The organism is Iodidimonas muriae, from assembly GCF_014647255.1.
Lineage (GTDB): Bacteria > Pseudomonadota > Alphaproteobacteria > Sphingomonadales > Rhodothalassiaceae > Iodidimonas > Iodidimonas muriae.
This window is the reverse complement of record NZ_BMOV01000005.1, coordinates 1-24,657: the sequence shown is the minus strand read 5'-3', so window position 1 is coordinate 24,657 and position 24,657 is coordinate 1. Positions and strand designations below refer to the sequence as shown.

The following is a 24,657-nucleotide window of genomic DNA, read 5'->3' as shown; positions in this document are numbered from 1 at the left end:
CAATTATCAAATATCACAGACCGATAGCACCGATGACAGGTTCTCAACGCGGGGCAGCGGTACTGGGGCGTACCAGCATACGATAATCGAGGAGTTCCACCCGATCCGCCTGCGTCGAAACATGTTCACCGGAAGAAAGATTTTCAAAAAGCAATTCCGTGGCGCGTTTTCCCATGGCCTGTACCGGTTGGCGAATGGTGGTCAGGCGCGGCGACAACATGCGGGCAATGGGAACATCGTCAAACCCGGCGACAGAAAGATCCTCTGGCACCCGAAGACCACGCCGAAGCGCCTCCTGGATCACCCCCGCCGCCATATCATCATTGCTGGCAAAGATGGCCGTCGGGCGCGCATCGGCACGCAAAAGCGCCCGCGCCGCTTCGATACCGGATTCCAGCGTGTACCAACCCTGAGACAAAAGAGCGGGTTCAACCTCCAGACCATAGCGTTCCAGCGCCGCCCGATAGCCTTCTTCGCGCAGACGACTTGTTCCATGCCGGGGGTGGCCCTGAACGAAGCCGATGCGCCGGTGGCCAAGCTCCAATAGATATTCCGTCATATCGAATGCGGCTTGCCTGTCATTGATCGACACCCCTAACCCCTTTGTCGGGCCGGAAGGGGCCAGCCGCACATAATGGATGCCTGCATCGGACAGCGTTTCGCACAATCCGGCCACATCGCCCACAGGAGGGGTAAGAACAAGCCCATCCACACGGCTTTCCCGCACCGCATTGACCATTTCGCGCGCCAAGCTCGGTGCCGTAAAATCGCAACCATGAAGAGCAAGGAAATAGCCATCGGACCGGCACACTTCCATAATCCCTTCAATCACATCGGCAAGATAGCTGGGGCTGGGATTATCATAGGCAAGGGCAATCAAATAAGACCGCCGGCCTGCCAAGCGACGCGCCGCCGGATTGGGAAAATAATCAAGTCCCTTCGCTGCCGCGAGTACTCTTTCTCGGGTTGCAGGGCGCACATTCGGCTCATCATTAAGCACCCGCGAGACGGTCTTGATGGAAACACCAGCGCCTTTCGCCACATCTTTTATGGTGGCCTGACGACCTTCGGTCATGGTCGAAACATCCTTTCTTCGATCATGAGAAATAGATCCACAGCATCGCCACCACGGCGAGCACCCCGACACTTAGCCCGATATCCCGCTTGATATTCCCCGATAGCAGCCTGCCAGTGGCATCTTGCGAGCCGAAAACCGTAGCAAAGGTAAGTCCGGACTTACGAACGCTCTGCTCAGGGAGAAGAAGACTAACGCCAACAAGGACAGCAACACATAAAAGAAAGAGCACGATCGCCACATGCAGAAAATTGGCAGTGGCTGCCACAAGCCAGATCCCGTCAAGATGCGCCTTTGACAATTCCAATACAAGCCGTCCGACCCCTAAAACGAACCCGACGAACAATGCCCAGGCCGCCCCCCGCGCATTGGCCCGAGACCAGAGAATCCCGACAAGGAACACCGCAGCGATAGGGGGGGAAATATAAGCCTGGATGCTTTGCAGATAGGTATAGATCTGCCCGGAAATCCGGCTGATGAACGGAATCCACAGCAATCCGAGGATAACCAGAGCGCCGGTGGAAAGCCGCCCCACCAGAACCAGTTGGCTTTCTTCCGCATGGGGACGAAACCTCTTGAAAATATCCATGGTCACGATGGTCGAACAGGAATTGAACACCGACGACAAAGAACTCATCAGCGCCGCCAAAAGCCCGGCAACCACCAATCCCTTCAGGCCAACCGGCAACAATGCCGCCACAAGGGTGGGAAGGGCCGCATCGGAATTATCCAGGGTAATCGCCCCGCGTGCGGCCAACACGGCAGCGATAATGCCGGGAACCACAAACAGAAACAGCGGCAGTTGCTTCAAATAGGCTGCAAAAATAGTCCCGCGACGCGCGTCTTCAATGCCGTGGGCCGACAACACTCTTTGCACGATATACTGATCGGTACACCAATACCATACACCCAGAATCGGTGCCCCAAACAAGATGCCTGTCCAAGGAAAATCCGGATCCGATAAAGGCCGCCACAGGCTAAAGACCGTCTCACCGGCTTCCACACGCAACGCCCCCCAGCCACCAACAGCGGACAGCCCTAGCCAGGTAACGCTGACCGCACCAAAAAGCAGAACGAACATCTGGAGCACATCGGTATAAAGCACCGCCCTCAATCCACCCCAGATGGTGTAAACTCCTGTGGCGACGACCACGATCAGCGCACCCGTCCAGAAATCGATCCCCATCAGGGCCTCGAACACGATGCCGCCAGCGGCGATGGTGACCGAGATTTTGGTCAGCACATAACCGATGATCGAGATGATGGCGAGATAGAGACGCGGGCCTTCGGAATAGCGCTTTTCCAGAAATTCCGGCATGGTGAACACACCGGAGCGCAGATAGAACGGGACAAAAAGCCAGCCTAAAAGCAGCAAAATCAGGCCTGCCAAAATCTCGAACTGGGCGACAGCCACACCGCTTGCCGCACCGGTCCCCGCAAGGCCAACCAGATGTTCCGAGCCGATATTAGAGGCAAATAAGGACCCGCCGATAACAAACCACCCAACATTGCGACCAGCCAGAAAGAAATCCTTGCTATCGGCTTTTTTCTCCCGGATTCCGGCAAAAATTGCCACGCCAAACACCAGCACGAAATAGCCGGCCACCACCACCCAATCCAGAAATTCCATGTGCGCCCCCTTACAACCCTTTATAAAACAACAAAGCTCTTCTCACCCGCCATTTGAATTTATAACCAGAAGGGCTTTGCCGGCCCTCCTGTCCCAAAACGGGCAGCGCTATCTATCTTTCTTACGCCCACCATATCAGCGGCGCTTCCGGTGGCTGAGAAGCCATTGATAAAGCCCCTCGCTCTCATAGGTCCGTGTCCAGGAATTATGGTTTGCATCTGGATAAAGCGTAAAGCCCGGACGTCCGCCGCAGGCTTCGATGGCCGCCACCATATCCACCGTATTCCCGGGATCGACGATATCATCACGCGCCCCATGAAAGGCCCAAACGGGCAAGGATGCCAAAACACAATAGGTGTCTTCCACAGAACGACCAGCAATGGGGGCAATGGCCGCAAAGCGCTTTGGATCAGCGATGGCCGTACGCCATGTGCCGGTGCCTCCAAGACTGAGTCCGGTCAGATAAAGCCGGTCTTCATCCACGGGCAGCTTTTCCGCCAGCCAGTCCACAAGATCCAGTATCTGGGCACTCTTCCAACGGGCATCGGCCGCCAATTGGGGGGACACGACGATAAACGGAAAATCCGGCCGCTCTTCGACAAGTTTGGGCGGCCCTTGGACCTTCACCCTTGTAATATCCTCCCCTCGCTCTCCCGAACCATGCAGAAAAACGAGAAGGGGAAAGTTCTTGCCGCCATCCAGCGCGCCTGCAGGCACCGACACCAATATTTGGCCGATATCCCCGGCCCCATATTCATAAGCATGCTGCCCTTCGCTAAAGGAAGGGCCCGCAGCCCATGCTGCCACGGCAGAGCAAAGAGAAAATGCCATAAGCCCGGCAAACGCCATGCCTCCAATGCCAGACCGTTTCATGGCGTTACCACCTTGAATTGCGTCTCTAGAAGATCGACAGAGTTGCCGCCCACAAAGACTGTGAAGGTGCCCGGCTCCACCACCCGGCGCATGTCTTTCCCGTAGAAGGCCAAATCATCAAAATCCAGGTGGAATTGCACTTTGCGGCTCTCGCCCGGTGCCAAATGGATTCGTTCGAACCCCCGCAATTCTTTCACCGGACGGGTGACGCTGGCCACATCATCCCGCAGATAAAGCTGCACCACTTCCTCGCCGGCCCGCGCACCATTGTTGGTCACGGTAACAGTCACCTCCACAGATCCATCAGGGGCAATTGCCTGCTTGTCGAGGCTCAGCCCATCATATCCAAACGTCGTGTAACTCAGCCCGTGCCCGAAGGGGTAAAGAGGCGTCCACGGAACATCGAGATATTTCGATGTGTATTTTTCCGTCTGGCTGGGCGGGCGTCCGGTGTTCTTGTGGTTATGATAAATGGGGATCTGCCCCACATTGCGTGGAAAAGACACAGGCAAGCGCCCCGCCGGATTATAATCACCAAACAAAGTATCGGCGATGGCATGGCCGGCTTCAATACCGGGGAACCAAGCTTCCACAAGGGCAGGAATTTCCTCTGACAGCCAGGTAACAGCCAGCGGACGACCACTGAACAGCACCGCGACCACCGGCTTGCCAGAAGCATGAACCGCTTGCGCCAATTCCTTTTGAACACCGGGAAGGTCCAGAGACGTACGATTATTCGCCTCGGCGCTCATATCATGGTGTTCACCAAGGAACAGCAAAACAACATCGGCCTTACGGGCTACGTCCACCGCCTCATCAAAGCCCGACCGGTCTTCGCTATCGATCTCTGCGCCTTTGGCATATAGCACCTTTGTGTCGGAGGACACGGCAGCCCGGATACCTTCAAGCGGCGTGATCGCATCCCCTTCCTGCCCAGCGGCGGCCCATCCACCCAACATTACCCGCCGGTTGTCCGCCAGCGGCCCGATCACCGCAATCGTCCCTGTTTGCTTGCTAAGCGGCAGAACATCACCTTCGTTTTTCAGCAGGACCAAAGATTTCCGGGCCAAATCGCGCGCCGCCGCCCGGTATTCCGGCTTGAGGGTGTGCGCTTTCTCACGGGCCTTGTCGCTATAGCGGTAAGGATCGTCGAACAAGCCAAGACGAACTTTGGCGCGCAGCACCCGCCGCACCGCCTCATCCACCACCGCCTCATCCAACTTTCCAACCTCCACCGCTTTCAACATTTCTCCGGTATAAATGTTGCTCACCATGTCGATATCGACCCCGGCTTCCAGCGCCAGAATACCGGCCTCTTCCCGGTTCGCTGCCACGCCATGGGGGATCAGTTCCGCAACGCCGGTATAATCGCTGACCAAAATGCCATCGAAGCCCCATTCTTTGCGAAGCGTGCCATTGATCAGATCACCATGGGCATGCATGGGGATACCGCCGACTTCATTGAAAGCGGCCATCACCGATTGAACACCAGCATCCACCGCTGCCTGAAATGGTGGCAGATAAATCTCGTGTAAGGTGCGTTCGGAAATATCGACAGTGTTATAATCCCGCCCACCCTCGGCTCCACCATAGGCGACAAAATGCTTGGCCGTAGCGAGCATGGTATCAGGCGCGTCCAGTGCCTGCCCCTGAAAACCACGCACCCGGGCCACCGCCATTTCCGACCCCAGATAAGGACTTTCCCCTGCTCCTTCTACAATACGTCCCCAACGCGGGTCCCGCGCGATATCGACCATCGGTGCATAAGTCCAGTGCAGCCCATAGGCCGTTGCCTCCTCGGCGGCAATACGCGCGGCGCGTTCAACGGCCTCATGATCAAAGCTCGCCGCTTCGCCAAGCGGCACCGGGAAAATGGTGCGAAATCCATGGATCACGTCATGGGCGAACAGCAAGGGGATACCAAGCCGCGACTCATCAACGGCGATTTCTTGCAAACGGCGTGTATAATCCGCGCCATAAACACCAAGATAAGAGCCCACCCGTCCTGCTCTTACATCCTCTTCACCGCCCTGTTGCACTTCAGGGCCAGTATCGCCCCAACGGCCACGGGGCTGGGCCAACTGACCCAGCTTTTCTTCAAGCGTCATGCGCGCCAACAGATCTTCGACGAGGGCGGCTTCATCGGCATTGCGAGCGATCGCCTTGCTTTCGCTACCCCATGCCGGAACCGCTAAAACCGTGGTCAAAACACATAAAAGCGCAGCCTTTTTCACGGACTTGCTTTGAAAAATACTCATGAACATTTCCCCTTGATCCATCCGCCATCAAACCCGGCAAGGCACAGGCCGCGGATCAGATGTGAATTTTTCTTCATCAAGTCCCAAATCATGCCGGACCGGTAATTTTCGATCATGAGCAGGATGGGGCCTTGATCGATGCCCAGATAATCATCATCGAACCACCCCACACCGGGGACGATGTCCCCCCGTGACAGAGTTGCGCCCTCTTCCAAAAGAGCCTCATCCTTGAGTGTCGGATTAAAAGCATCCCGAAAGCCATAATCGGTGAACAGATGGTCGCCATATCGATCGACCATGGCCTTCAAGGCTGGAATCGTGATCTCCGGAGCAAAAGGAACCGAGCCGCCCGCGGCTGTGGGCACAAGTGTGCCGTCGTCGCGCACATCCCCCGGTGCATATCCCCGCGCCCAATAGGCATGGAATTGCCGCATATCACCATTGACACGGGCCTTGAAGATGCCGGGGCCATCGCTGGCGGTCAGACCCCAGATATCGGCACCATAGCCATCCCATCCCGAAGGATTGGCAATGGCATAGGCTCGCTGGCTATAGGTGGCACGACGGCTATTCTCGAAATAATCAAGGCCACGAGCGCGCATTTCCGCATCTTTGATTCCGCGAAAATCCACCCACACATGGCTGTATTGATGCCCGAACATCGGGGCGAAACTCAAATGCGCCTGATGGGGGCCGGCGTCCTTCGCGTCCAAAGACCGGTTCCAGCTTTTGTCATAGGTATCTGTCCAGACTTTCCACGCTGAAGGATCAACGGGATAAGTGGGCGATCCCATAGCAAGCAAATAGACCAGCATTCCTTCATTATAACCGCGCCAGTCTGCTTTGATGAAACCTTTCCCGGGCTCCCATCCCATGGAAATCAGCGGCGATCGCTTCTGCATCCACGTCCAGTCCACCCGTTCATAAAGCGTCTGGGCCAGATCACGGATCTCGGCTTCTTCCGCTTCATCCCCATCGAAATAAGCCTGCGCCAACAACACCCCTCCAAGCAATAAAGCGGTATCGACACTGGACAGTTCGGAATCGCGAAAACGCGTGCCGCTTTCCATATCAAGGAAGTGATAGAAAAACCCCTTATATCCGGCGACTCCGGTGGCCGATGGCCCCTGCGGTGCCTCGGTGAGAAACCGTAACGTCTCGAGCGTACGGTGTCGCGCCGCCTCACGGCCAACCCAGCCGCGTTCCGCACCAATAGGATAGGCACTCAGCGCAAAGCCGATGGCCGCCACACTGGAACTTATATTGGAGGGCCAGCGGTCCGGCGTCAGGCCGGTCTTTGCGGGCGTCGCCTCCCAAAACCAGCGAAAAGTCCTCTCCTGAACCTGATCGAGAAAGGCTTCATCTTCCGCCGACAGCTTATACATATCGGCGAAAGCGGTTTGCCAACTGCCCAACAGCATAGTCAAAATCAAAAAGGCCCCGAAGACACCCCGTATTTTTCTCCATGCCATGTCAAGCATGCTCGACAATGGGCAGCGTTTAGAACCAGACGTTCCGCAAAAATCCGACACTCCGCGCCGGGATCGTCCATAGATCCGCCTTGCACCACACGCACTCAACTGCCCAAACACACCTGACCCCTTTTCCTCATATCAATGGAAACAAGATGCCCCCGCCATGGATGGGCAGCGACGGGACATCTTGCCAGCCACTGCCCATGACGAGGCCATATTTTACAGCTTTGCCTTGATGCCGAACTGAATGGTCCGCGCAGGCCCTGCCAAGCTGAATGGCAATCCGAAATTCGGATTTTCTCCCTGGAAGGGAATGAAGCCATCCCGCCCGCCGAAATTGTTGCTGTTAAACAGATTGATGGCTTCCACAAACACGCTTAGCTTTTCCAATCCGCCGAAGAAATCGCCCTCGAAGTCCTTTTGCACACGCAAATCCACCTGCTTGAAGGCGAAGAGTCCAGGATGATCGCCGAGATTTCCGATCACCGCGCGCCGGCCAAAGCCCTGCGACAAGTCGGTCACCTGGAAGGGTTGGCCCGACCCCAACTCGGTCAGGGTAGACAGTTTCAGCCCCCAAGGAAGATCGACAATACCGTTGATGACGATACGGTGGCGCTCATCGGCGGCATTGGGCCTGAACGGAGCCGTAAAGGGATTGATCCAATCAAAATTGAAGGTATTGCCCCGTTGCTTGGCGAAACTCAGGGTGTAAGCGACATTAAAGCCCCAGCCCTCTTCTGCCGAATAGGGCTTATCCAAAGTCAGGAACAGCGCATTGAACCGGGTTTTGCGGCCATTCACACCAACGATCACATTGTTGAACGGACCGAAATCCCGTGGGGTATTGATCACGTCCAACCGCCCGTCGTCATCACGGTCGAAATTGGAACGGTTGACCGGCAAAAAGGCAATGTCGTTCTTCCCGCGAATATGGCTATATGTCGCCGAAAAATTAAACACCGTTTCAAACATTGGCACCTGCTGGCGCACACCCAGATTGAACTGGTCGGAACGCGGCGGCTTCAGGTCGTTATCGACCGCCCGCACTTCGCGGCCTGGATCATTGCCTTCCTCCACCAAAGTCAGCAAGGCTTCCCGGGTAAATCCATCAAGCCGGTCGATGGCGATGGTTTCCTGTCCGTTACGCAAAGAACCATCGCGTGAAAACAGGAAAACCCGCTGCGCGAAATTGTTGAGAATGCTTTCTTCTGCCGCCACACGGAACAGCGTACGGTCAAAGCTGCGCCCCCAACCGGCAAAGACCACCGTGCTTTCATCTCCAAACACATCATAAGACACCCCCAATCGCGGCTGAATCGCCTTCATGAAAGGGGAGCGGTTATTGCCCGTGGAAATGAAATCGTCGGCCCGGAAGTCAAAGGCATCGGGGGCCACTGAAAAACCCTGGGCCAGCGCGTCCGCCGTATCCGCGTCTCTCATCTCTTGTAAAAGCCGCATCGTCTCCGCAACATCATCAGGCGTTACGAAGTTCTTGTTGTTCATATTCCCTTCGTAATCCCAGCGGATACCGATATTGAATATCAGCTTGTCAGTGGCCTCCCAATCATCTTGGAGGAATACCCCAAACTGCGTATTTCCTACGCTGATATTGGGGTCACCAACACCAAGTCGCGCTTCTGCAGGGAAGGAAAAATCAAGGTCATCAGCAGGTTGATCGAAAAAATCGAACTGCGGATTGATGAAGGCCCCGAATTCCACATCGGCTTCGACCCGCGCCACCCGGATACCGGCCTTGACCACATGATTGCCGTGCCAGCTGATATCGCTGAAAGTCACATTGTCGCGCAAGGTAAAGGCGACGTCTTGCACCTCTTGCCGGAAAGACTGCCCGCCAAGATTGATAACATTGCGGAAATTAAGGGCGGGATCTTCCTGATTCAGGGGCGTCGGATTGAATGTCGATTTACGCCAATCAAAAGTCAATTCGTTAAGGAAGAAGTCGCCACTAAATTCATGCTTGGCACGAACGCTGGTGACCGGATTTTTTATATTATTGGCACGTTCCAAACTGTTCTGTCCGCCAAAATCGCGAATATCCGATTCACGACTGACATTAACAGCCACTTCCGCATATTGGCTTTGCGAAATATCCCAAGTCAGTTTGGCAAAACCCAAATGTTCACGGAATGGGCTGGTCCGGGTGCCTGCGAATTCCTGAGGGTCGAACCCAAGCAACGCCTGCTGTTCGGGTGTCACCACACCAGGAACCACCGTTTCGGATCGATCCTGAAAATTCCCCTCATAAGACAAAAAGAAAAACAGCTTGTCTTTGATGATCGGACCACTGACTGAAGCGCCAAACTGATTGCGGGAAAAATCCGGTTTGGGGCGATCATCACGCTTGTCGAAAAAATTCCGCTCGGTAAAATTCTTGCGGGCGAACAAACCAAAAGCTTCCGCTTCAAATTCATTGCTGCCCGATTTGGTCACTGCGGTGATCACTGAAGAAGACGCCTGCTCAAACTCGGCCTTGAAATTCTGCGTCAGAACCTTGAATTCCTGAACCGCAAGCTGGCTGAAGGGGTTGCCCCGGCTACCATCTTGCCCCGCAATACCGCCTTGCTGGACATTGCTTTTCAAGGACACCCCATCGATAAACACATTGGTTTGCCCGGCAGCCAGACTATCGCCCTGTGCATTTGCTGCTCCGCCAGAGAATTGCTGACGGAATTCATCACGCGACACGCGAACACCCGGGGCGAGACGGGCGAAATTGAGAAAATTCCGGCTGCCTTGGGGCAGCATGTCGATCTGCTCTGTGGTAACATTAGTACCGATCTCGGACGTGCGCAGCTCCATCCCCGGGCGCACCTTGCCGACCACGACGATTTCTTCAATATCGCTGGTCAACTGGTCCATATCCACCACAAGGGATTGAGCCACCTGAATGCGAACCACTTCTTCATAAACACCGTCCGGACCTGTGGCGGTAATTCTGTAGGTGCCGGGACGCAGCCCAGTCAGCGCATAGCTTCCATCCTCACGGGTTTTGACTTTCCGTGAAAACCCCGTATCCGGATTGACCGCTTCGACAACGGTGCCGGCACCGACACCCGCCACATGGCCGCGGATCGTTCCGGTCGTAACCTGAGCCATGGCCGGAACAGCCGCCAACAAGCAGGCTGTTAATGCCGTTGAATATTTCAGCGTGCGCAATGTGGATCTAAAAGACCGCGCGGAAACACATAATGTCATCTTACCTCCCCTAGCATCGAAAAATGCTGTGTATGAGCATCAGCCATTCATGGGCTTTTTGACAGCGTTGTCTTAAACAGTAAATCGTAAATGATAACGTTGTCAATGCCATTTAATTTCCAATATCGAAAGAAATGTGTATCTTCTTGCAAAGAAATTTTATTGAACCAAAACGATTATTGCCATGTAGGCAATGCCCCATCTTAGGGGAGGGAGGAAGGCAGGTACGTGCGAGCATAGATGACGGTTTATGGCAGGCGGCAAGGCCAAGCCATGGTGACAGTCATTCCGGCCATTTGATTATAGCGACAAGCGCTAGAAAGCTGAAAAAGGCTCTAGCCAACTCGTCATATCAGGCAACGATATATCCAAATCGTTTTATCTTGCTGGAGGGACATTCAACAAAGCGACGGCCTTCATAAGAACGGCCTCAAGGCGTCACCATTGCGCTATGGGGGGCGTGGGGTGGGATTTTCCCGCGCATTGTGAATGCTTTGCTCCCGCATGGGTTTGGAGCGCACGATCAAGAACAAATTGCGACGAACCAACAATCTGAATTCGGCTCGCCGCTCTCTTTTCTTGACAAATTGGCTCGACCGCGTCCAAAAGCGGCCGCCCCGTTATTATCCTCTGGCTGGTCTTCTAGACCTTCAGCACACCACGCTCCACCTGATCCCGTTCGATGCTTTCGAACAGGGCTTTGAAATTGCCTTCCCCGAAGCCTTCCTTGTAATCCCCTTTGCGCTGGATGAATTCAAAGAAAACAGGCCCGATCCGTGGTTCTGCGAAGATTTGCAACAGCAAACGCGGTTCACCGCCTTCGGTTGTCCCGTCAAGCAAAATGCCGCGCTTTTGAAGCTCCTCCACAGGCTCGCCATGTCCCGGCAAGCGCTCGTCCAGCATTTTGTAATAAGTGTCCGGCGGTGCGGTCATGAAGGGCACACCCTTCTCTTTCAAACGGTCCCAGCACGCAACAAGATCATCGCAAATAAGTGCGATATGCTGGATACCCTCGCCATTATAGGCGCGCAGGAATTCTTCGATCTGCCCCTTGCCGCCCTCGCCTTCTTCATTAAGCGGAATACGGATCTTGCCGTCCGGTGCCGTCAGCGCCTTAGAAGTAAGGCCCGTATATTCGCCTTTAATGTCGAAGAAGCGGATTTCCTGAAAATTGAAAAGCTTTTCATAATAATCGGCCCAATAGGCCATGCGGCCGCCATAAACATTGTGGGTCAGGTGATCGATAAGCTGGAAGCCACAGCCTTCGGGATAGCGGTCAACGCCGGGCAGATAGTTGAAATCGATATCGTAAATATTGAGATCGTCTTCCTCTTCGCCATAGCGGTCGATCAGATAGATGATCGAACTGCCAATGCCGCGAATACCGGGAATACGCAGCTCCATTGGGCCGGTCTCGACATGAACCGGCTCGGCGCCTTGATCGAGCAAATGCCGATAGGCCGCCCGCGCATCCCGCACCCGGAAGCCCATGCCGCACGCGCTCGGCCCATGTTCGCGGGCAAAATACCAAGCGGCAGATTTCGGCTCGTAATTGGTGATCAGATTAATGCCGCCCTGACGCCAAAGTTCCACATCTTTCGAGCGGTGGCGGGCGATCTTGACGAACCCCATGGTTTCAAAAACCGGTTCCAGCATACCCTTTTCCGGCGCAGAAAACTCGATGAATTCGAAACCATCAAGACCAGCGGGGTTTTCAAACAAATCAGCCATTTGGAGCTCCACGATTAAGATATTCAGATGTCGCCGCGGGTTCTACCGCTCTCTTTTGGTCGAAACCATCGGGTGGCAGAAAAAATATGCCGCACATCACGCATTGAAGACCACGAGCTTGTGTCCTTGTCACATGGGATACCACCCTGTCCAAAGAAAATCGACATATCCAGACAGACGGACCAAAACCCGATGCCCCCCCCGTCACGCACGGGGACCATTCATTAAATGAATTGGTCGTTTTGAACGATATTTGCAAGCATCATGGGGAAACCAGCCCTCACCCCGAAACCGGATTAATACAGAAAAACGCGATAACGGCCTTAGCTTCACTGCAGCCCAAGCAGAGGCGCAACCTGATCCGGAATCGTGCCAAGCTGAACGCCGACTGTAAGAAAAGCCAAACCCGCCAGTTCGATATGAATTCCGCCTATCACAGCGTCTTCAAGCTTCTGGACAAGCTTCTGGTCATCATTTCTGCGCACGTCCTTTTCCTCTTTCAGGCCGGTCTGCAGCTCGTTTCTTATCTCTTTAATGTCGGTACGTTGCTGCACTTGTAGGTCAGCAAGAGTTCTCTCTAGGCTCAGGACTCATTGATCACAACCAGTAGCACATGGTTGCGGCGATGGAGATTGCGGACATGAATGTGTGTGCGCACCGGTCATAGCGGGTTGCGACGCGTCGCCAGTCCTTGATCCTGCCGAAGACATTCTCGATCTTGTGGCGCTGCTTGTAGAGCTGCGCATCATAGGGATGCTGGACCTTGCGGTTCGAGCGAGGCGGGATGCATGGGGTGATGCCCTGGTCGATCAGCGCCTCACGAAACCAGTCGCTGTCGTAGCCCTTGTCGGCGAGCAGTTCCTTGGCCCTGGGAAGGCTGGGAAACAACAGAAGAGCACCCTTGTGGTCGCTCATCTGGCCTTCGGTGAGCAGCATCATGATCGGCCGCCCCTCGCCATCGCGGACGGCGTGGAGCTTGGAGTTCAGCCCGCCCTTGGTGCGCCCGATACGTCGGGGAAGAGCCCCCCTTTTAACAGGCTGGCAGCGGTCCGGTGGGCCTTGAGGTGCGTGGCATCGATCATGATCCGGTCGGGCTCACCGGCCTTGCCTGCCAACTCGGCGAAGATGCGGTTGAACACCCCAAGACGGCTCCAGCGAATGAACCGATTGTAGATCGTCTTGTGCGGCCCATAGCCCTTCGGGGCATCGCGCCACATAAGGCCATGCTTGATGACATAGACGATACCCGAGACAACCCGCCGGTCGTCGACCCTCGGAATGCCATGCGACAGCGGGAAAAACGGCTCAATCCTGCGCATCTGCGCCTTACTGAGCAAAAATGGTACATCCATCGACAGCGCCTCCTTGACGCTGTCATTGAATCAACCGCTCATGCCGAGCGCAAGCAATTTAATAGGTCCTGAGCCTAGATAAACGACCCGCTCTTCAAGGGATGCGCCCTTTATACGCGTTCCTAAAGTTGGAATAGGCAATGTATAGCCAAAGGCAATACCATCCGCGTCTAAGTGGTGTACCGTTCTGCCCCGAAAAAACGGTACCAACTTGGCGAACCACGCCATGAAGGTCTTCCATAGACCAGGCCTGGCGAAAAGATTTACGCGCGTCTTGTGCAATCCAATAGCCACGCTCCCAATGCCGGCGATTTGCAAGATGGCACCGGAAAGTCTAAGACGCTCGACAGGATCGACTGACAGCAACAAAGGAAGCCCATAATACGGTAGGAAAATAAAAGCCATGAGGCCGAAAAGCGTGAACCACACCGGCACCCCATGGGCGGCCCAACGTCGCAGCGCCTGCCAGCGGAATTTCACGCCTTTCCCTGAAACTCATCCCTGCCCCCCCCTGATTGCCTGATTTATTTTAATTATAATTGATCTAAGGGAGAGAGGCCACTCCCGGGCCTTGGCCTATATGCGCGGATCTCGACAGCCTTTATGGTCAAGGTTTTTATCCGTGCGGCACACGGGTTTATTGCCGTTTGTTTTGTGATTCTCGTGCTTCCGTAATGCTTCCGAGGGAGGACGAAAGGCTCAGGCGGTTATTGCCGAGTTTTGCTTTTATATTTTGGACAGCAAAAAGCCGCTGAGTCATTGACTTAGCGGCTTTGCTTTGATTGGTTGCGGGGATAGGATTTGAACCTATGACCTTCAGGTTATGAGATAGCATCAGGGCCTTGCGCTGTGTTTCCGCCAATGGCGCTTTGTCTCTATAAGTCACTGATATTACAGGCATTCATTAATCATTCATCTACGCCTCATTACTCCCTGATCTCACGCATTTCGCTACCGCGTGCTTCCGTATTGCTTCCGTGGGAAAGGGAACAGGTGACTATCAAACTGACCAAACGCATCGTCGATGCCGCCACAATTCATGACAAGGATTATTTGTTGTGGGATGCCGAGGTGAAAGGCTTTGGCCTACGTGTTTATGCCTCCGGCATTAAGAGCTACATCATCCAATATCGCAATGCCGCCAAACGCACCCGCAAGCTCACCCTTGGCCAACATGGCGTCTTGACCCCCGATGAAGCGCGCAAACTGGCCCGCGACAAGCTGATGAGCGTCACCCATGGCGATGACCCGTCCGCCGAACGCCAAGACTTTGTGCAATCCCCTACCGTTGCCGATCTATGCGACCGCTTCATGGACACCCATGTGGAACGCCACTGCAAGCCATCAACCATCAAGGAATATCGCCGCAATATCGAGCTATTCATCAAGCCTGCCATCGGGCGCATGAAGGCCATTGAGGTGGTCCGCAAGCATATCTCCACCCTTCATGCCCAACATAACGCCATCCCCTATCAGGCCAACCGCACCCTTGGGGTTTTGTCTGCCCTGTTCAACAAGGCGGAAGAATGGGGCTTGCGGCCCGATGGCAGCAATCCCTGCCGCCATGTGAAGAAATATCCTGAAGAAAAGAAGGAACGCTATTTAACCCGCGATGAGATTGCCGCCCTTCTGGCCACGCTGGACGAACGGCAGGCGGCAGGGCTGGAAAATATGTTCTTCGTCGCTGGCATCAAACTGTTACTGTTCACCGGCGCGCGCTTGGGAGAAATCCAGACAGCCAAATGGGACTATGTGCGCGGCAATATGATGGAACTGCCGGACAGCAAGACCGGCAAGAAGCGCATCTATCTTGGAACCGCAGCCCTTGAGGTTCTGGCGCGCCTCCCCAGGCTTGAAGGCAATCCCCACATCATTGCGGGCGCAAAGGCTGGCGGTTACTTGACCGACTTTCAAAAGCCTTGGCGGCGGGTCCGCAAAGCGGCTGGTCTTGACGATGTGCGCATCCATGACCTGCGACACACCTTTGCCTCTTATGCCGCCTCAAGCGGCGAAAGCCTGCACATGACCGGCAAGCTCTTGGGCCACTCTCAGGCGCAAACCACCATGCGCTATGCCCATCTAGCCGATGCTCCCATGTTGGAAGCCGCCGAACGGGTGAGCCAAGCCCTTGCAGGCATGACCAATCAACCCGAACAGATGAAACCGAAGACAAACGGCTCAAAACAGCATCCGCTTCGGTATCGCCCAGTCACCTGAACCGAAAAAACCGAAGCCTTCTCACTCCTATACCGAAGTTCACTCATCCTTATACCGAAGGCCCAGACCGGATTTACTGGTACAGCCTTCGAAGAATACCGAAGCGAGACTATAATGCCTTATGATTTTAGCCTTGGAAGACGACTAACCCCTGAACAGCGCATGGATGCATGGTTACGTGGCGCGCTCAAGTCACACGCACATTATCAATTGGTCCGCGAACCCATTCGGAAACAGTATTTGCGACTTAGGAAAGCCAAAATCTATGAATCTGGTCGATGGTGGCGAACCATTATGCAAGCAAAAGCGCAGAACCATATCCAGTTCAACCAAGATACGGGAAAGTTTACCAACACATTTCCAGTTTCAGATCGCAAACACGCAGACAAATATCAGGAAATGGATGAGCGCCTAAAAAAACGCATCCTGAACTATGTTCATTCAGGGGAGCTTATAGCACTCGGCTTTGTCAAACCACGACGCCCGGAAGATTACCCCGTTGAAGTTCCCGCGGATTATTGGCGGGGCAATCACAGCTTTTCTAACGATGATGTTCACCTCGGCAGCCTTAAAATGGAAACTGTAAAGCTCATTCCGCGACCTTGGATCAAAACGCAATTCCCAGAAAAAATAGAGCATAGTGAGATTGTCGCCGCCGATCATAGACTGAAAAAAACAAGGCGATCTGGACCAGACAGCAAAATGGCCTTGATCGTTGCGGCCTATAAAACCCTCGTGCAGCAAGGGACGTTTACGCCATCCGATGGCAACAGTCTTATTGCTTACCATGTCCGGGAGTACATTCTGGACAACAACCCGGATATCCCCCGAGAAGGCCGCAACGGCCTGTCTGACGAAACCATCCGGCGAACGATACAAAAACTCAATTCCACAAATCATAATTAGTGGATTTGTGACCCTGTTTTGAGGTCCGGGATAAGGGCAATTCCATAAGCACCACAGCGCAATCAAGCGTTGGGAAAGCCAATATGGAGTCACTTTATGCCGGACCAATCTATTGCCGCAGCACGCCGCGATTATCTCTATCAACTGATCAACGAATATGAGGCCGCCGATTATATCCGCCATTCGGTGCGCGCCTTGCGCAATTGGCGGGTGCGCGGTGGCGGGCCGCGATTTGTCAAAATCTCTGGCCGTTCCATCCGCTATCGCCGCCTTGATCTGGATCAGTGGATCGAAAGCAAGCTGGTCGCCTCTACCTCGGAGGTGGCCAATGACAACTGATCGCTTTCAGACCGTGAGCCAATTTGTGCAACCGCTCTTGTTCAGCCTCATCTCCCGCCTGTTGCCCAGCGGACGGCGCGAAGGCCGCTATTGGGTGGCTCTCAACCCAACACGGGCCGACCGCAAGCGAGGGAGCTTCAAGGTCAATCTTATGACCGGCGCTTGGCGTGACTATGCCACCGGCGACGGCGGCGGCGATGTGATCAGCTTATACGCCTATGTATACGGCCTTAAGCAAAGCCAAGCCTTAGGGCTCATCGAGCAGCAAGCGGGGATCAGCAATGACCGTTAAGTTACATAAGGCTCCTTATAGCTTACCTAAGGCTCATCCGCGTTTGGGGACGCCCTCTTACCTATACGTATATAAGGACAGCGAGGGCCAACCTTATGGTTACATATACCGGTTCGATCTGGCCGATGGCGGCAAGAGCTTTCAGCCTTATGATCCGGTAACGGACCAATGGCAAATGCCGCCCCGCCGCTTGCCTTATCAGGCAGACCGCATTCATGGCAGCGCCGATGATCTTTTGATTGTCACCGAAGGCGAAAAGGCCGCCGACGCCCTTTTGGGGCTGGGCTTGGTTGCCACCACCAGCATGGGCGGCAGCAATGCCGCTCATAAAACCGATTGGTCGCTATTGGCGGGCCGTTCCGTCGTGATCTGGCCAGACCATGACCAAGCGGGCATGGCCTATGCCCAGTCTGTGGCGGCAAAGCTTTTGGAACAGGGTGCGCGGGTATCCTTGATCACACCCTCCCTTGAAGGCATCAAGGCCGCCTTGGACACCATAGGCGCTTCCATGGCGTTCAAAGCTGGGCTTCCAGCCAAATGGGATGCAGCGGATGCTGTGGCCGATGGCTGGACAGCGGCATATGTGCGCGCCCTGGCCCGCCATGCCGCACCCTATGAGCTTCCCCATAAGGCAAGCGCTGCCAATGATGACTGGCCGCAACCGGATCGCCACTTTCTCGACCCGGCGCTTCCGGCCCCAGCCTTCCCGCTCGATAGCCTGCCCCCGGCATTGGCGCATTGGGTGGAGGCCACCAGCGAGGCCACCTCGGCCCCAATGGATTATGTGGCCGCTTCTTTGTTCGCCGTATCCGCAAGCCTGATTGGCAACAGCCGCACCATCTTTGCCTTTGGTCAATGGACCCAATCACCGATCCTGTGGTTTGCGCTGGTAGGCGCACCCTCGGCAGGTAAAAGCCCGGCCATGCGCCCGATCATGCAAACCGTGAAGGCCATCGAGGCCGAATATGGCGACGCCTTACAACAAGATTTGCGCGATTATGAAACCACCAAGCAAGAAGCCTTCCTCAAACATGAGGCTTGGGCAAAAGCCTGCAAGGACGCTGTGGCAAAGGGCCAGCCTGCCCCCCGCCTGCCTGAAGATGCCATGGAGCCCCAAGCCCCCGAACACAAGCGGCTGATGGTAACGGATGCCACCATCGAAGCCCTATGCCGGGCGCTTCCGGCCAATCCGCGCGGGCTTCTTATCTATCGTGATGAACTGGCGGGCTGGTTATCCAACTTCGACCGCTATAACGGCACACGCGGCGGCGACCGCGCCTTCTGGCTGGAAGCGTATGAAGGCGGCACCTATAGCATCGACCGGGTGAAGAACGGCGAGAAACCCATTTTCATTCCTTATCTTGGCACCTCTATCCTTGGCGGTATCCAGCCCGACCGTCTGAAGAAACTTCTCTTGAGCGGTGATGATGATGGCCTGAACGCCCGCTTTCTGTATGTCTGCCCCGATCCCGTTAAGCGTCGGGTGCCGAAGGGGAAGCCCTGCCATGAGATATTGGAAACGGCCTTAAGGCGGCTTGAGGGCCTTAAGATGGGCATCGACGATCAAGGCAAGCCCGCTCCCATCACCTTAAAGATGGCACAAGAGGCGCAGGCGATCTTCAATCCATGGTGGGAAGCGGTGGCGGATCGTGCCCCCATGGGCCGCCTTGCGGGCTGGTGGGGCAAGATCGAGGGACGCGCCTTAAGGCTGGCGCTGACCTTAAGCATGCTGGATTGGGCTGCCGATCCCCTTAAGGGGCCGGCGGAACCCACAGAAATCAGCGCCTCGGCCATGCAACGCGCCTTAAGGCTTTTGGAAGACTATTTCTGGCCCATGGCGCAACGGGCCTTTGGCGAGGCGGACGGGCAAAGCATTGATCCCATCGCCTTAAGGATCGCCCGCCATATCGAGGCGGAAAAGCCCAAAAGCCTTAGCGTGCGCGATTTGCGGCGGACCTTTCTTAAGAACGAAACTGCAAAAGCCGTGATGGATGCCTGCCTGACCTTAAGCGGCTATCACTGGCTGAAACCGGCCTTTGCCCGCCAAGGCGAAACAGCGGGCCGGGAAAGCAAGCGCTTCCTTGTCAATCCGGCCTTAAGACCATGAACAGCCCCGGTGCCAATAGCGCCAATAGCGCCATTAGAACCTAAACGGTGATGCTATTGGCACTATTGGCACTATTGGCATCAATCAATATCGAGCGATGGCAGATTGCCCACGATCCGCATGGTTTCCAGCGAAACGGTGATAACCCTTTGAAACAGTAACAGCGGATATTTGGGATCACCGACAGTTTCATTGGCATAGTCGTTGGCATCGTTGACGATACCGCTGGCCTTATCTGTTTTGACCACTTGGCGGTCCATCACCCATTCCAGCGCGGGCTTGCCGTTCACCACATAGTCATAGGCTTCCAGCGGGATGTTCTGCATGGTGATGTTTTCATTATAGATAACGGTGGTCTTGTCCTTATCTTTCCCCTTGCCACCAAATTTCATCTTTTTAACGCGGTAGAACTTCACCGGATCAGCGTCTGCCTCGGGGATCAGGCGGTGATCGCCTTCCTTGAAGGTGACCATATATGGTTCAACAGTCTCGAAATTCGCATGCAGATCACCCAGCGCGCGGCCCGCATCGCGGAAGGCGACGAAATCGGCAAAGGTTTTCACCGCCGGAATGCGAGGCAACGCCTTGGCGAGATTGTTCTTGAACCGTTCCCGATAGTCGGGCGAATGCAGCAAGCCATAGATATAATAGAACAGATCTTCCTTGCTGATCTTTTCACCGGGATAGGCAGCATTGAAATGCGCCAGCCCCTCATCGGTAATGGCATCACGGCGGGTTAGAGACGTGTCTTCGCCTTCCAGCGTGTACTGGCGATCATCCGGTTGTTTTTCCTCATACAGGTAGAGCGGAAAACACTGGCCGTTAAACATCGCCTGAATATCAGGCAACGTGTTTGACATGAGGGCTGAGAACCCTTTCCCACCAATACCGCAGACCTGGATCACGAGGTTTTCCGCCGCCGCATTCGGGAAGATGCGCGGCATTTGGCCCCGCCGATCATTGAACAGAGCTGAATAGAATGCCCATGAGCGTTCAAAGGGACGATAGAGAGATTGCACCACGCCCCCGCTTTCACTTGTTGCGCGGACAGCTCGCTTCACTCCATTGAAAAGGTGGTCGCTCCAAGAAATACGCTTGGCGTCATAATTGGCAGCTTTTTTTATATCGTCGATGGATCGCCCACCAAGCTTATCGACAGCTTCATTGTAAGCCTCCATCATTCGACTCATATTGACCTTAAGCTTCATAGACGAAAAATTGTAAGCCCATGCATCTCGCTGAGTTTTGAGACCATTAGAGAAGTCTTTAAAGATAAGCGGCTCACCCCTGTAGCGTTTGGCACCCATAAGCATGAAGCGGTCAAAGCTGCGATCCACCTGATCAAGCCAGTCATTATTCTCGTCCGGCGTGATCCGCTTCCAGCCCTTGACCGCTGTGATGCCATCAATGGAACGAAAATCCCGGATGATCGCCAGCTTCTGGTTCCGATCCAAATAATCGCCAATATCATGGAAATGGATGCGGCCATGCTCGCTTGCGTCAGGGTTTTTGACGAAGACGTAGATCGCAACTGGCGTGCGAGTACCTTCGCCGAAAACGTTCCCTTTCTCCTTGCGGCGTTGCTCGCCAGCAGTGCGGGCATTGCCCCTCAAATGGAACACATAAAGATCGCTGAATTCTTCGGCGAGGCATTTGCGCAAACCGTCTGTGGCATTACCATCGACCCAGCCTGCATTGGTAACATAGGCCATAACACCGGCCTTGCCGATGCGGTCACTGGCCCAGCGGATGGCCCGGATGTAGCTGTCATAAAGCGCGTTCTTAAGCGTCGCCGTTGAATGCTTAGCGTAGGTATTGCGAATTTTTGCATCCAAACCCGGGTATGCAATATTCGCCGCATTATCATTCGCACTGCCCTGCCCCGCCGAATAAGGTGGATTCCCGATGATCACCCGAATATCCAGCGCTTTTTGCTTGGTCCGGCGTTCGGAATTATCGGGCAGCAGATTGGCGATCATGTCGCGCTCCTGCTCGTACATCTGGAAAGTATCGGTTAGCAGAATGCCGGTATAAGGATGATAGGGCGTATCCTCACGCAATTCGCCCTGAACCAGCTCGTGATAAACGGTTTCGATATTGATGGCCGCTATATAATAAGCCAGCAGAACAATCTCGTTGGCGTGAATCTCGTTCTTGTATTTGTGCTCCAATTCCTCGGGTGCAATCAGGCCCGATTGCAAAAGCCGGGTGATAAAAGTGCCAGTGCCGGTGAAGGGATCAAGAATATGAACGCCCTTGGACCCTAAGTTTTGCCCGAACTGGGCTTTCAGCACGTCGTTCACCGAGTGGATTATGAAATCCACCACCTCAACCGGTGTATAAACAATACCAAGGCGCTGGGTCAGCACCGGGAAGGCATTGCGGAAAAACCGGTCATAAAGCTCGGTGATCAACGACTGGCGGCCCTGCGCCGTAACCACCCCTTCGGCGCGTCGCTCCACACTGGCATAGAACTTGGCAAGGCTTTCGGATTCCTTGGCCAGATTGTGCTCGTGCAACTGCCCCAGCACAATTTCCATGGCGCGCGAAACCGGGTTCTCCTTGGTAAACGTGCTGCCCTTGAACAGGGCATCAAAGACCGGCTTGGTGATCAGATGCTGGGCCAGCATCTCGATCGCTTCGGCCTCGCTGATCTCGGGATTCAGGTCGTCTTGTAGTTCCTCAAGAAAGGCAAGGAACGCATCCCGCTCTGCCCCCGGATTGGCAACAATCGTGGTGATGCGTGTGATATGGGTTTGGGCGATCTTGGCAATGTCTTTTGCCCATGTATCCCAATATTCACGGGTGCCGCACTTCTCGACAATCTTAGCCATGATAGCGCGGGTAAACTCTTCGAACTGGAGCTCACTTTGCCCCTTTTCATCGTCGCCGACTGGCCTTCGATCCGGGCCATATTTTCCAATGCCGGACCCTGTTTTTTCCGCTCTGGTTCTGGTTGTGGAAAAATCCTCCACAACGGCGGTTAGCTCTTTAAGTTCGGTTTCCGAAGAAATGTGCCCCAACACCACTTTGTCACTAATATCCTCGCCCAGTCTGGCTTGGTTGATGCGTGCATCCAGCCGTTCATCATGGGCGCGCAGCGCGTTCAGAATTTGCCAAACGACCTTATACCGCTCGTTATCGTTCAGGGCTTCTTCAGGCTTGGTATTGGGCGGGATGGCAACCGGCAAAATCACATAACCAAGCTTTTTGCCCTCGGCCCTACGCATCACCCGGCCAACGGATTGCACCACATCAATCTGGCTCTTGCGAGGATGCATGAACATGATGGCATCAAGGGCGGGCACATCCACCCCTTCAGACAACACCTTGGCATTGGTCAGGATGCGACAGGTATTCTCATCGGTATCGGCCTTCAGCCAATTCAGCAATTCCTCACGGGCTGTGGCACTATAGCTGCCATCTACATGCTGAACTTCAGTATATAAAAGGTTCTCATCGTCAATGAGGTCGCTTTTTCTATATTCCTCAACGACTTTGGTAAATTCATCCCTGATGATTTTTGACTTGGCAATGCTGTGGCAAAAAGCAAGCGCCCGTTTCATTGAGTTCGGATCAAACTCAAGGTCCGCCCTCATATCGCTTTTGGTCAAAGCCTTATAACAGCCGATAATCTTGGTAGCATCGTCTAAGGTAAGCTCCGCACCATCCTTGAGCCGGTTCTGGATCGTCGTTGAAACAAGCCCTTCATCAACGGCCAGCACAACCACCTTGTAATCTGTCAGCAGATTATTTTCGACAGCCCAGCCGAATCCGCGATGAAACAGGTCCTCCCCAAATTTCGCCTCATCATCCATTGAGGCCAATTCGGCGTCGTGATCATCTGCCTTGCGCTTCGCCGCATCCCCAAAGATGCGCGGCGTGGCTGTCATATAGAGCCGCTTCTTGGCGGCAACATAATCATTGCTATGAATACGGACAAAGGCGCTGTCGTCCTCATCCTTCAGCGTGACACCGGTGGTTCGATGCGCCTCGTCGCAAATAACCAGATCGAAGTCAGGCAGGCCGTAATTCTTTTGTGCACGGGTCAGCACATCAATCGAATGGTAGGTTGAAAAAACAACCGTCATCTTGTCTGAACTGGCAAGGCTTACCTGCCGCGCAATTTTCGCGGCATCAGTGGTTGCCGGAAAAGCCAGATCATGCACATCCAGATCAAGGCTATCCGGGTCCCCATACCGCCCAATCCTAGTATCCGAACATGCTGAATAGGCGGTGAAATCTTCTTGGCAGTCATTCTTCCATTCGCGCACCGTCTGAGACATAAGCGCAAGCGACGGCACCATGAACAGCACCAGCTTGCCCTTGCCTGCCATTTCTTCAGCTATGCGCAACCCGGTGAAGGTTTTACCCGTGCCGCAGGCCATGATCATCTTGCCGCGATCAGCACTTTCAAGCCCACCAACGACAGCTTTCAATGCGTCTCGCTGATGAACTCGTAATTCTTTCTTGGGCGCGAGGCTAATGGTGCCAGTTCTAAGAAACTGCGACCAATCAATCCGGCTGGCTTCCAGATCGTCAATGTTGATCCGGTTCCAATCTTTTGACAGCTTATCGAGTGTTTCTTTCGCATTCCGCCCAAACTCTTGGCGGGTCGTGTCCGCAATAATAAGGCGGGTAAACAGGTCATTGGATGCCGCCGAAATAAAGCTATCCAGATCAGGCTTCTGAACGCGGTAATCAGGTGCATAGAATTTGCACTGAATAGCGGCATAGCCTGATCCGTCCGCAAGAGTCGCAACCAGATCAATTCCTGTGTCGACTTCGCTCCACCCTTGCCCCTTCGCCCATTCTGCAAAGGTTACAACTTCTGAAAAATATTGCTTTTGGGTGCTGTCATACTCAAGGAAGACTTTGACCAGCCGCTCAAAATATCCACCCTTCTCACGCTCGGACCGGGCAGAGCTCCTATAGGAAACAAGAAGCTGATCAAGTGTATGCTGCATAATTTCCCCGTTTCGTAATTCGCGCATCCTCAGCGGAACTTAGCAGCAGCCATTCATTATAAGAAATATAATTTTCTGTGATTCTCGTGCTTCCGTATTGCTTCCGTGGAATGCAAAAAGGCTCAGGCGATTATGCCTAAGCCTTTGAAAAGATTGGTTGCGGGGATAGGATTTGAACCTATGACCTTCAGGTTATGAGCCTGACGAGCTACCGGACTG

General features: G+C 54.3%; 17 protein-coding genes. 5 read left to right on the top strand and 12 right to left on the bottom strand.

Going from position 1 to position 24,657, the window contains the following annotated elements; genetic code table 11:
- Positions 1-43: 43 nt before the first annotated feature.
- The 11 genes from IEX96_RS07985 to IEX96_RS07935 all read right to left on the bottom strand — a co-directional run bounded on the left by IEX96_RS07985 (position 44) and on the right by IEX96_RS07935 (position 14,511).
- Positions 44-1,075 carry a LacI family DNA-binding transcriptional regulator gene (locus IEX96_RS07985; protein ID WP_150005768.1) on the bottom strand — a complete coding sequence of 344 codons (1,032 nt, stop codon included), beginning with the start codon at positions 1,073-1,075 and terminating at the stop codon, positions 44-46.
- Between the two features lie 22 nt (positions 1,076-1,097).
- The gene (locus IEX96_RS07980) at positions 1,098-2,705 is read right to left on the bottom strand and encodes a sodium:solute symporter (RefSeq protein WP_150005769.1); all 1,608 of its coding nucleotides are present in this window, start codon (positions 2,703-2,705) and stop codon (positions 1,098-1,100) included.
- A 135-nt stretch (positions 2,706-2,840) separates the two neighbouring features.
- A complete protein-coding gene (locus IEX96_RS07975) occupies positions 2,841-3,578 on the bottom strand; it encodes a carboxylesterase family protein (RefSeq protein WP_150005770.1) in 738 nt (245 codons plus the stop codon).
- Positions 3,575-5,836, bottom strand: coding sequence for a glycoside hydrolase family 3 N-terminal domain-containing protein (locus IEX96_RS07970; protein WP_150005771.1), 2,262 nt, complete (start codon positions 5,834-5,836; stop codon positions 3,575-3,577). The genes IEX96_RS07975 and IEX96_RS07970 overlap by 4 nt, the downstream gene beginning before the upstream one ends.
- Positions 5,833-7,257 carry a glucoamylase family protein gene (locus IEX96_RS07965; RefSeq protein ID WP_229773631.1) on the bottom strand — a complete coding sequence of 475 codons (1,425 nt, stop codon included), beginning with the start codon at positions 7,255-7,257 and terminating at the stop codon, positions 5,833-5,835. Before IEX96_RS07965 ends, IEX96_RS07970 begins: the two co-directional genes overlap by 4 nt.
- A 273-nt stretch (positions 7,258-7,530) precedes the next feature.
- Positions 7,531-10,527, bottom strand: coding sequence for a TonB-dependent receptor (locus tag IEX96_RS07960; protein WP_188873749.1), 2,997 nt, complete (start codon positions 10,525-10,527; stop codon positions 7,531-7,533).
- Between the two features lie 642 nt (positions 10,528-11,169).
- Positions 11,170-12,258, bottom strand: a complete 1,089-nt coding sequence (hppD, locus tag IEX96_RS07955; RefSeq protein WP_150005775.1) for a 4-hydroxyphenylpyruvate dioxygenase — start codon at positions 12,256-12,258, stop codon at positions 11,170-11,172.
- 329 nt (positions 12,259-12,587) lie between these two features.
- Complete coding sequence (locus tag IEX96_RS07950; RefSeq protein ID WP_150005776.1) at positions 12,588-12,812, bottom strand: hypothetical protein; 225 nt, start codon at positions 12,810-12,812, stop codon at positions 12,588-12,590.
- A 43-nt stretch (positions 12,813-12,855) separates the two neighbouring features.
- Positions 12,856-13,610, bottom strand: a protein-coding gene (locus IEX96_RS07945) for an IS5 family transposase (protein ID WP_150005777.1) whose coding sequence is annotated in 2 segments (ribosomal slippage) — positions 12,856-13,292 and positions 13,292-13,610 — 756 coding nt in all. Because the reading frame shifts where the segments join, the coding sequence is not laid out codon by codon here.
- Positions 13,611-13,640: 30 nt separating this feature from the next.
- Positions 13,641-14,090, bottom strand: a complete 450-nt coding sequence (locus IEX96_RS07940) for a hypothetical protein (protein WP_150005778.1) — start codon at positions 14,088-14,090, stop codon at positions 13,641-13,643.
- 157 nt (positions 14,091-14,247) lie between these two features.
- Positions 14,248-14,511: a hypothetical protein gene (locus IEX96_RS07935; RefSeq protein ID WP_188873810.1), complete on the bottom strand. Its 264-nt coding sequence runs from the start codon at positions 14,509-14,511 to the stop codon at positions 14,248-14,250.
- A 92-nt stretch (positions 14,512-14,603) separates the two neighbouring features.
- On the opposite strand from IEX96_RS07935, the gene IEX96_RS07930 reads away from it, so the two are divergent.
- The 5 genes from IEX96_RS07930 to IEX96_RS07910 all read left to right on the top strand — a co-directional run bounded on the left by IEX96_RS07930 (position 14,604) and on the right by IEX96_RS07910 (position 19,471).
- Positions 14,604-15,827 (top strand): site-specific integrase, encoded by a 1,224-nt coding sequence (locus tag IEX96_RS07930; RefSeq protein WP_229773613.1) that lies wholly within the window; start codon positions 14,604-14,606, stop codon positions 15,825-15,827.
- 114 nt (positions 15,828-15,941) lie between these two features.
- On the top strand, positions 15,942-16,733 hold the full coding sequence (locus IEX96_RS07925) for a hypothetical protein (RefSeq protein ID WP_188873748.1): 792 nt from the start codon (positions 15,942-15,944) through the stop codon (positions 16,731-16,733).
- Positions 16,734-16,829: 96 nt separating this feature from the next.
- Positions 16,830-17,072, top strand: a complete 243-nt coding sequence (locus IEX96_RS07920; RefSeq protein ID WP_188873747.1) for a helix-turn-helix transcriptional regulator — start codon at positions 16,830-16,832, stop codon at positions 17,070-17,072.
- On the top strand, positions 17,062-17,364 hold the full coding sequence (locus IEX96_RS07915) for a hypothetical protein (RefSeq protein ID WP_150005780.1): 303 nt from the start codon (positions 17,062-17,064) through the stop codon (positions 17,362-17,364). The genes IEX96_RS07920 and IEX96_RS07915 overlap by 11 nt, the downstream gene beginning before the upstream one ends.
- Positions 17,354-19,471, top strand: coding sequence for a DUF3987 domain-containing protein (locus IEX96_RS07910; RefSeq protein ID WP_150005781.1), 2,118 nt, complete (start codon positions 17,354-17,356; stop codon positions 19,469-19,471). The genes IEX96_RS07915 and IEX96_RS07910 overlap by 11 nt, the downstream gene beginning before the upstream one ends.
- An 80-nt stretch (positions 19,472-19,551) precedes the next feature.
- Here IEX96_RS07910 and IEX96_RS07905 read toward each other — a convergent pair whose 3' ends face one another.
- Complete coding sequence (locus IEX96_RS07905; RefSeq protein ID WP_150005782.1) at positions 19,552-24,438, bottom strand: DEAD/DEAH box helicase; 4,887 nt, start codon at positions 24,436-24,438, stop codon at positions 19,552-19,554.
- Positions 24,439-24,657: the final 219 nt, after the last annotated feature.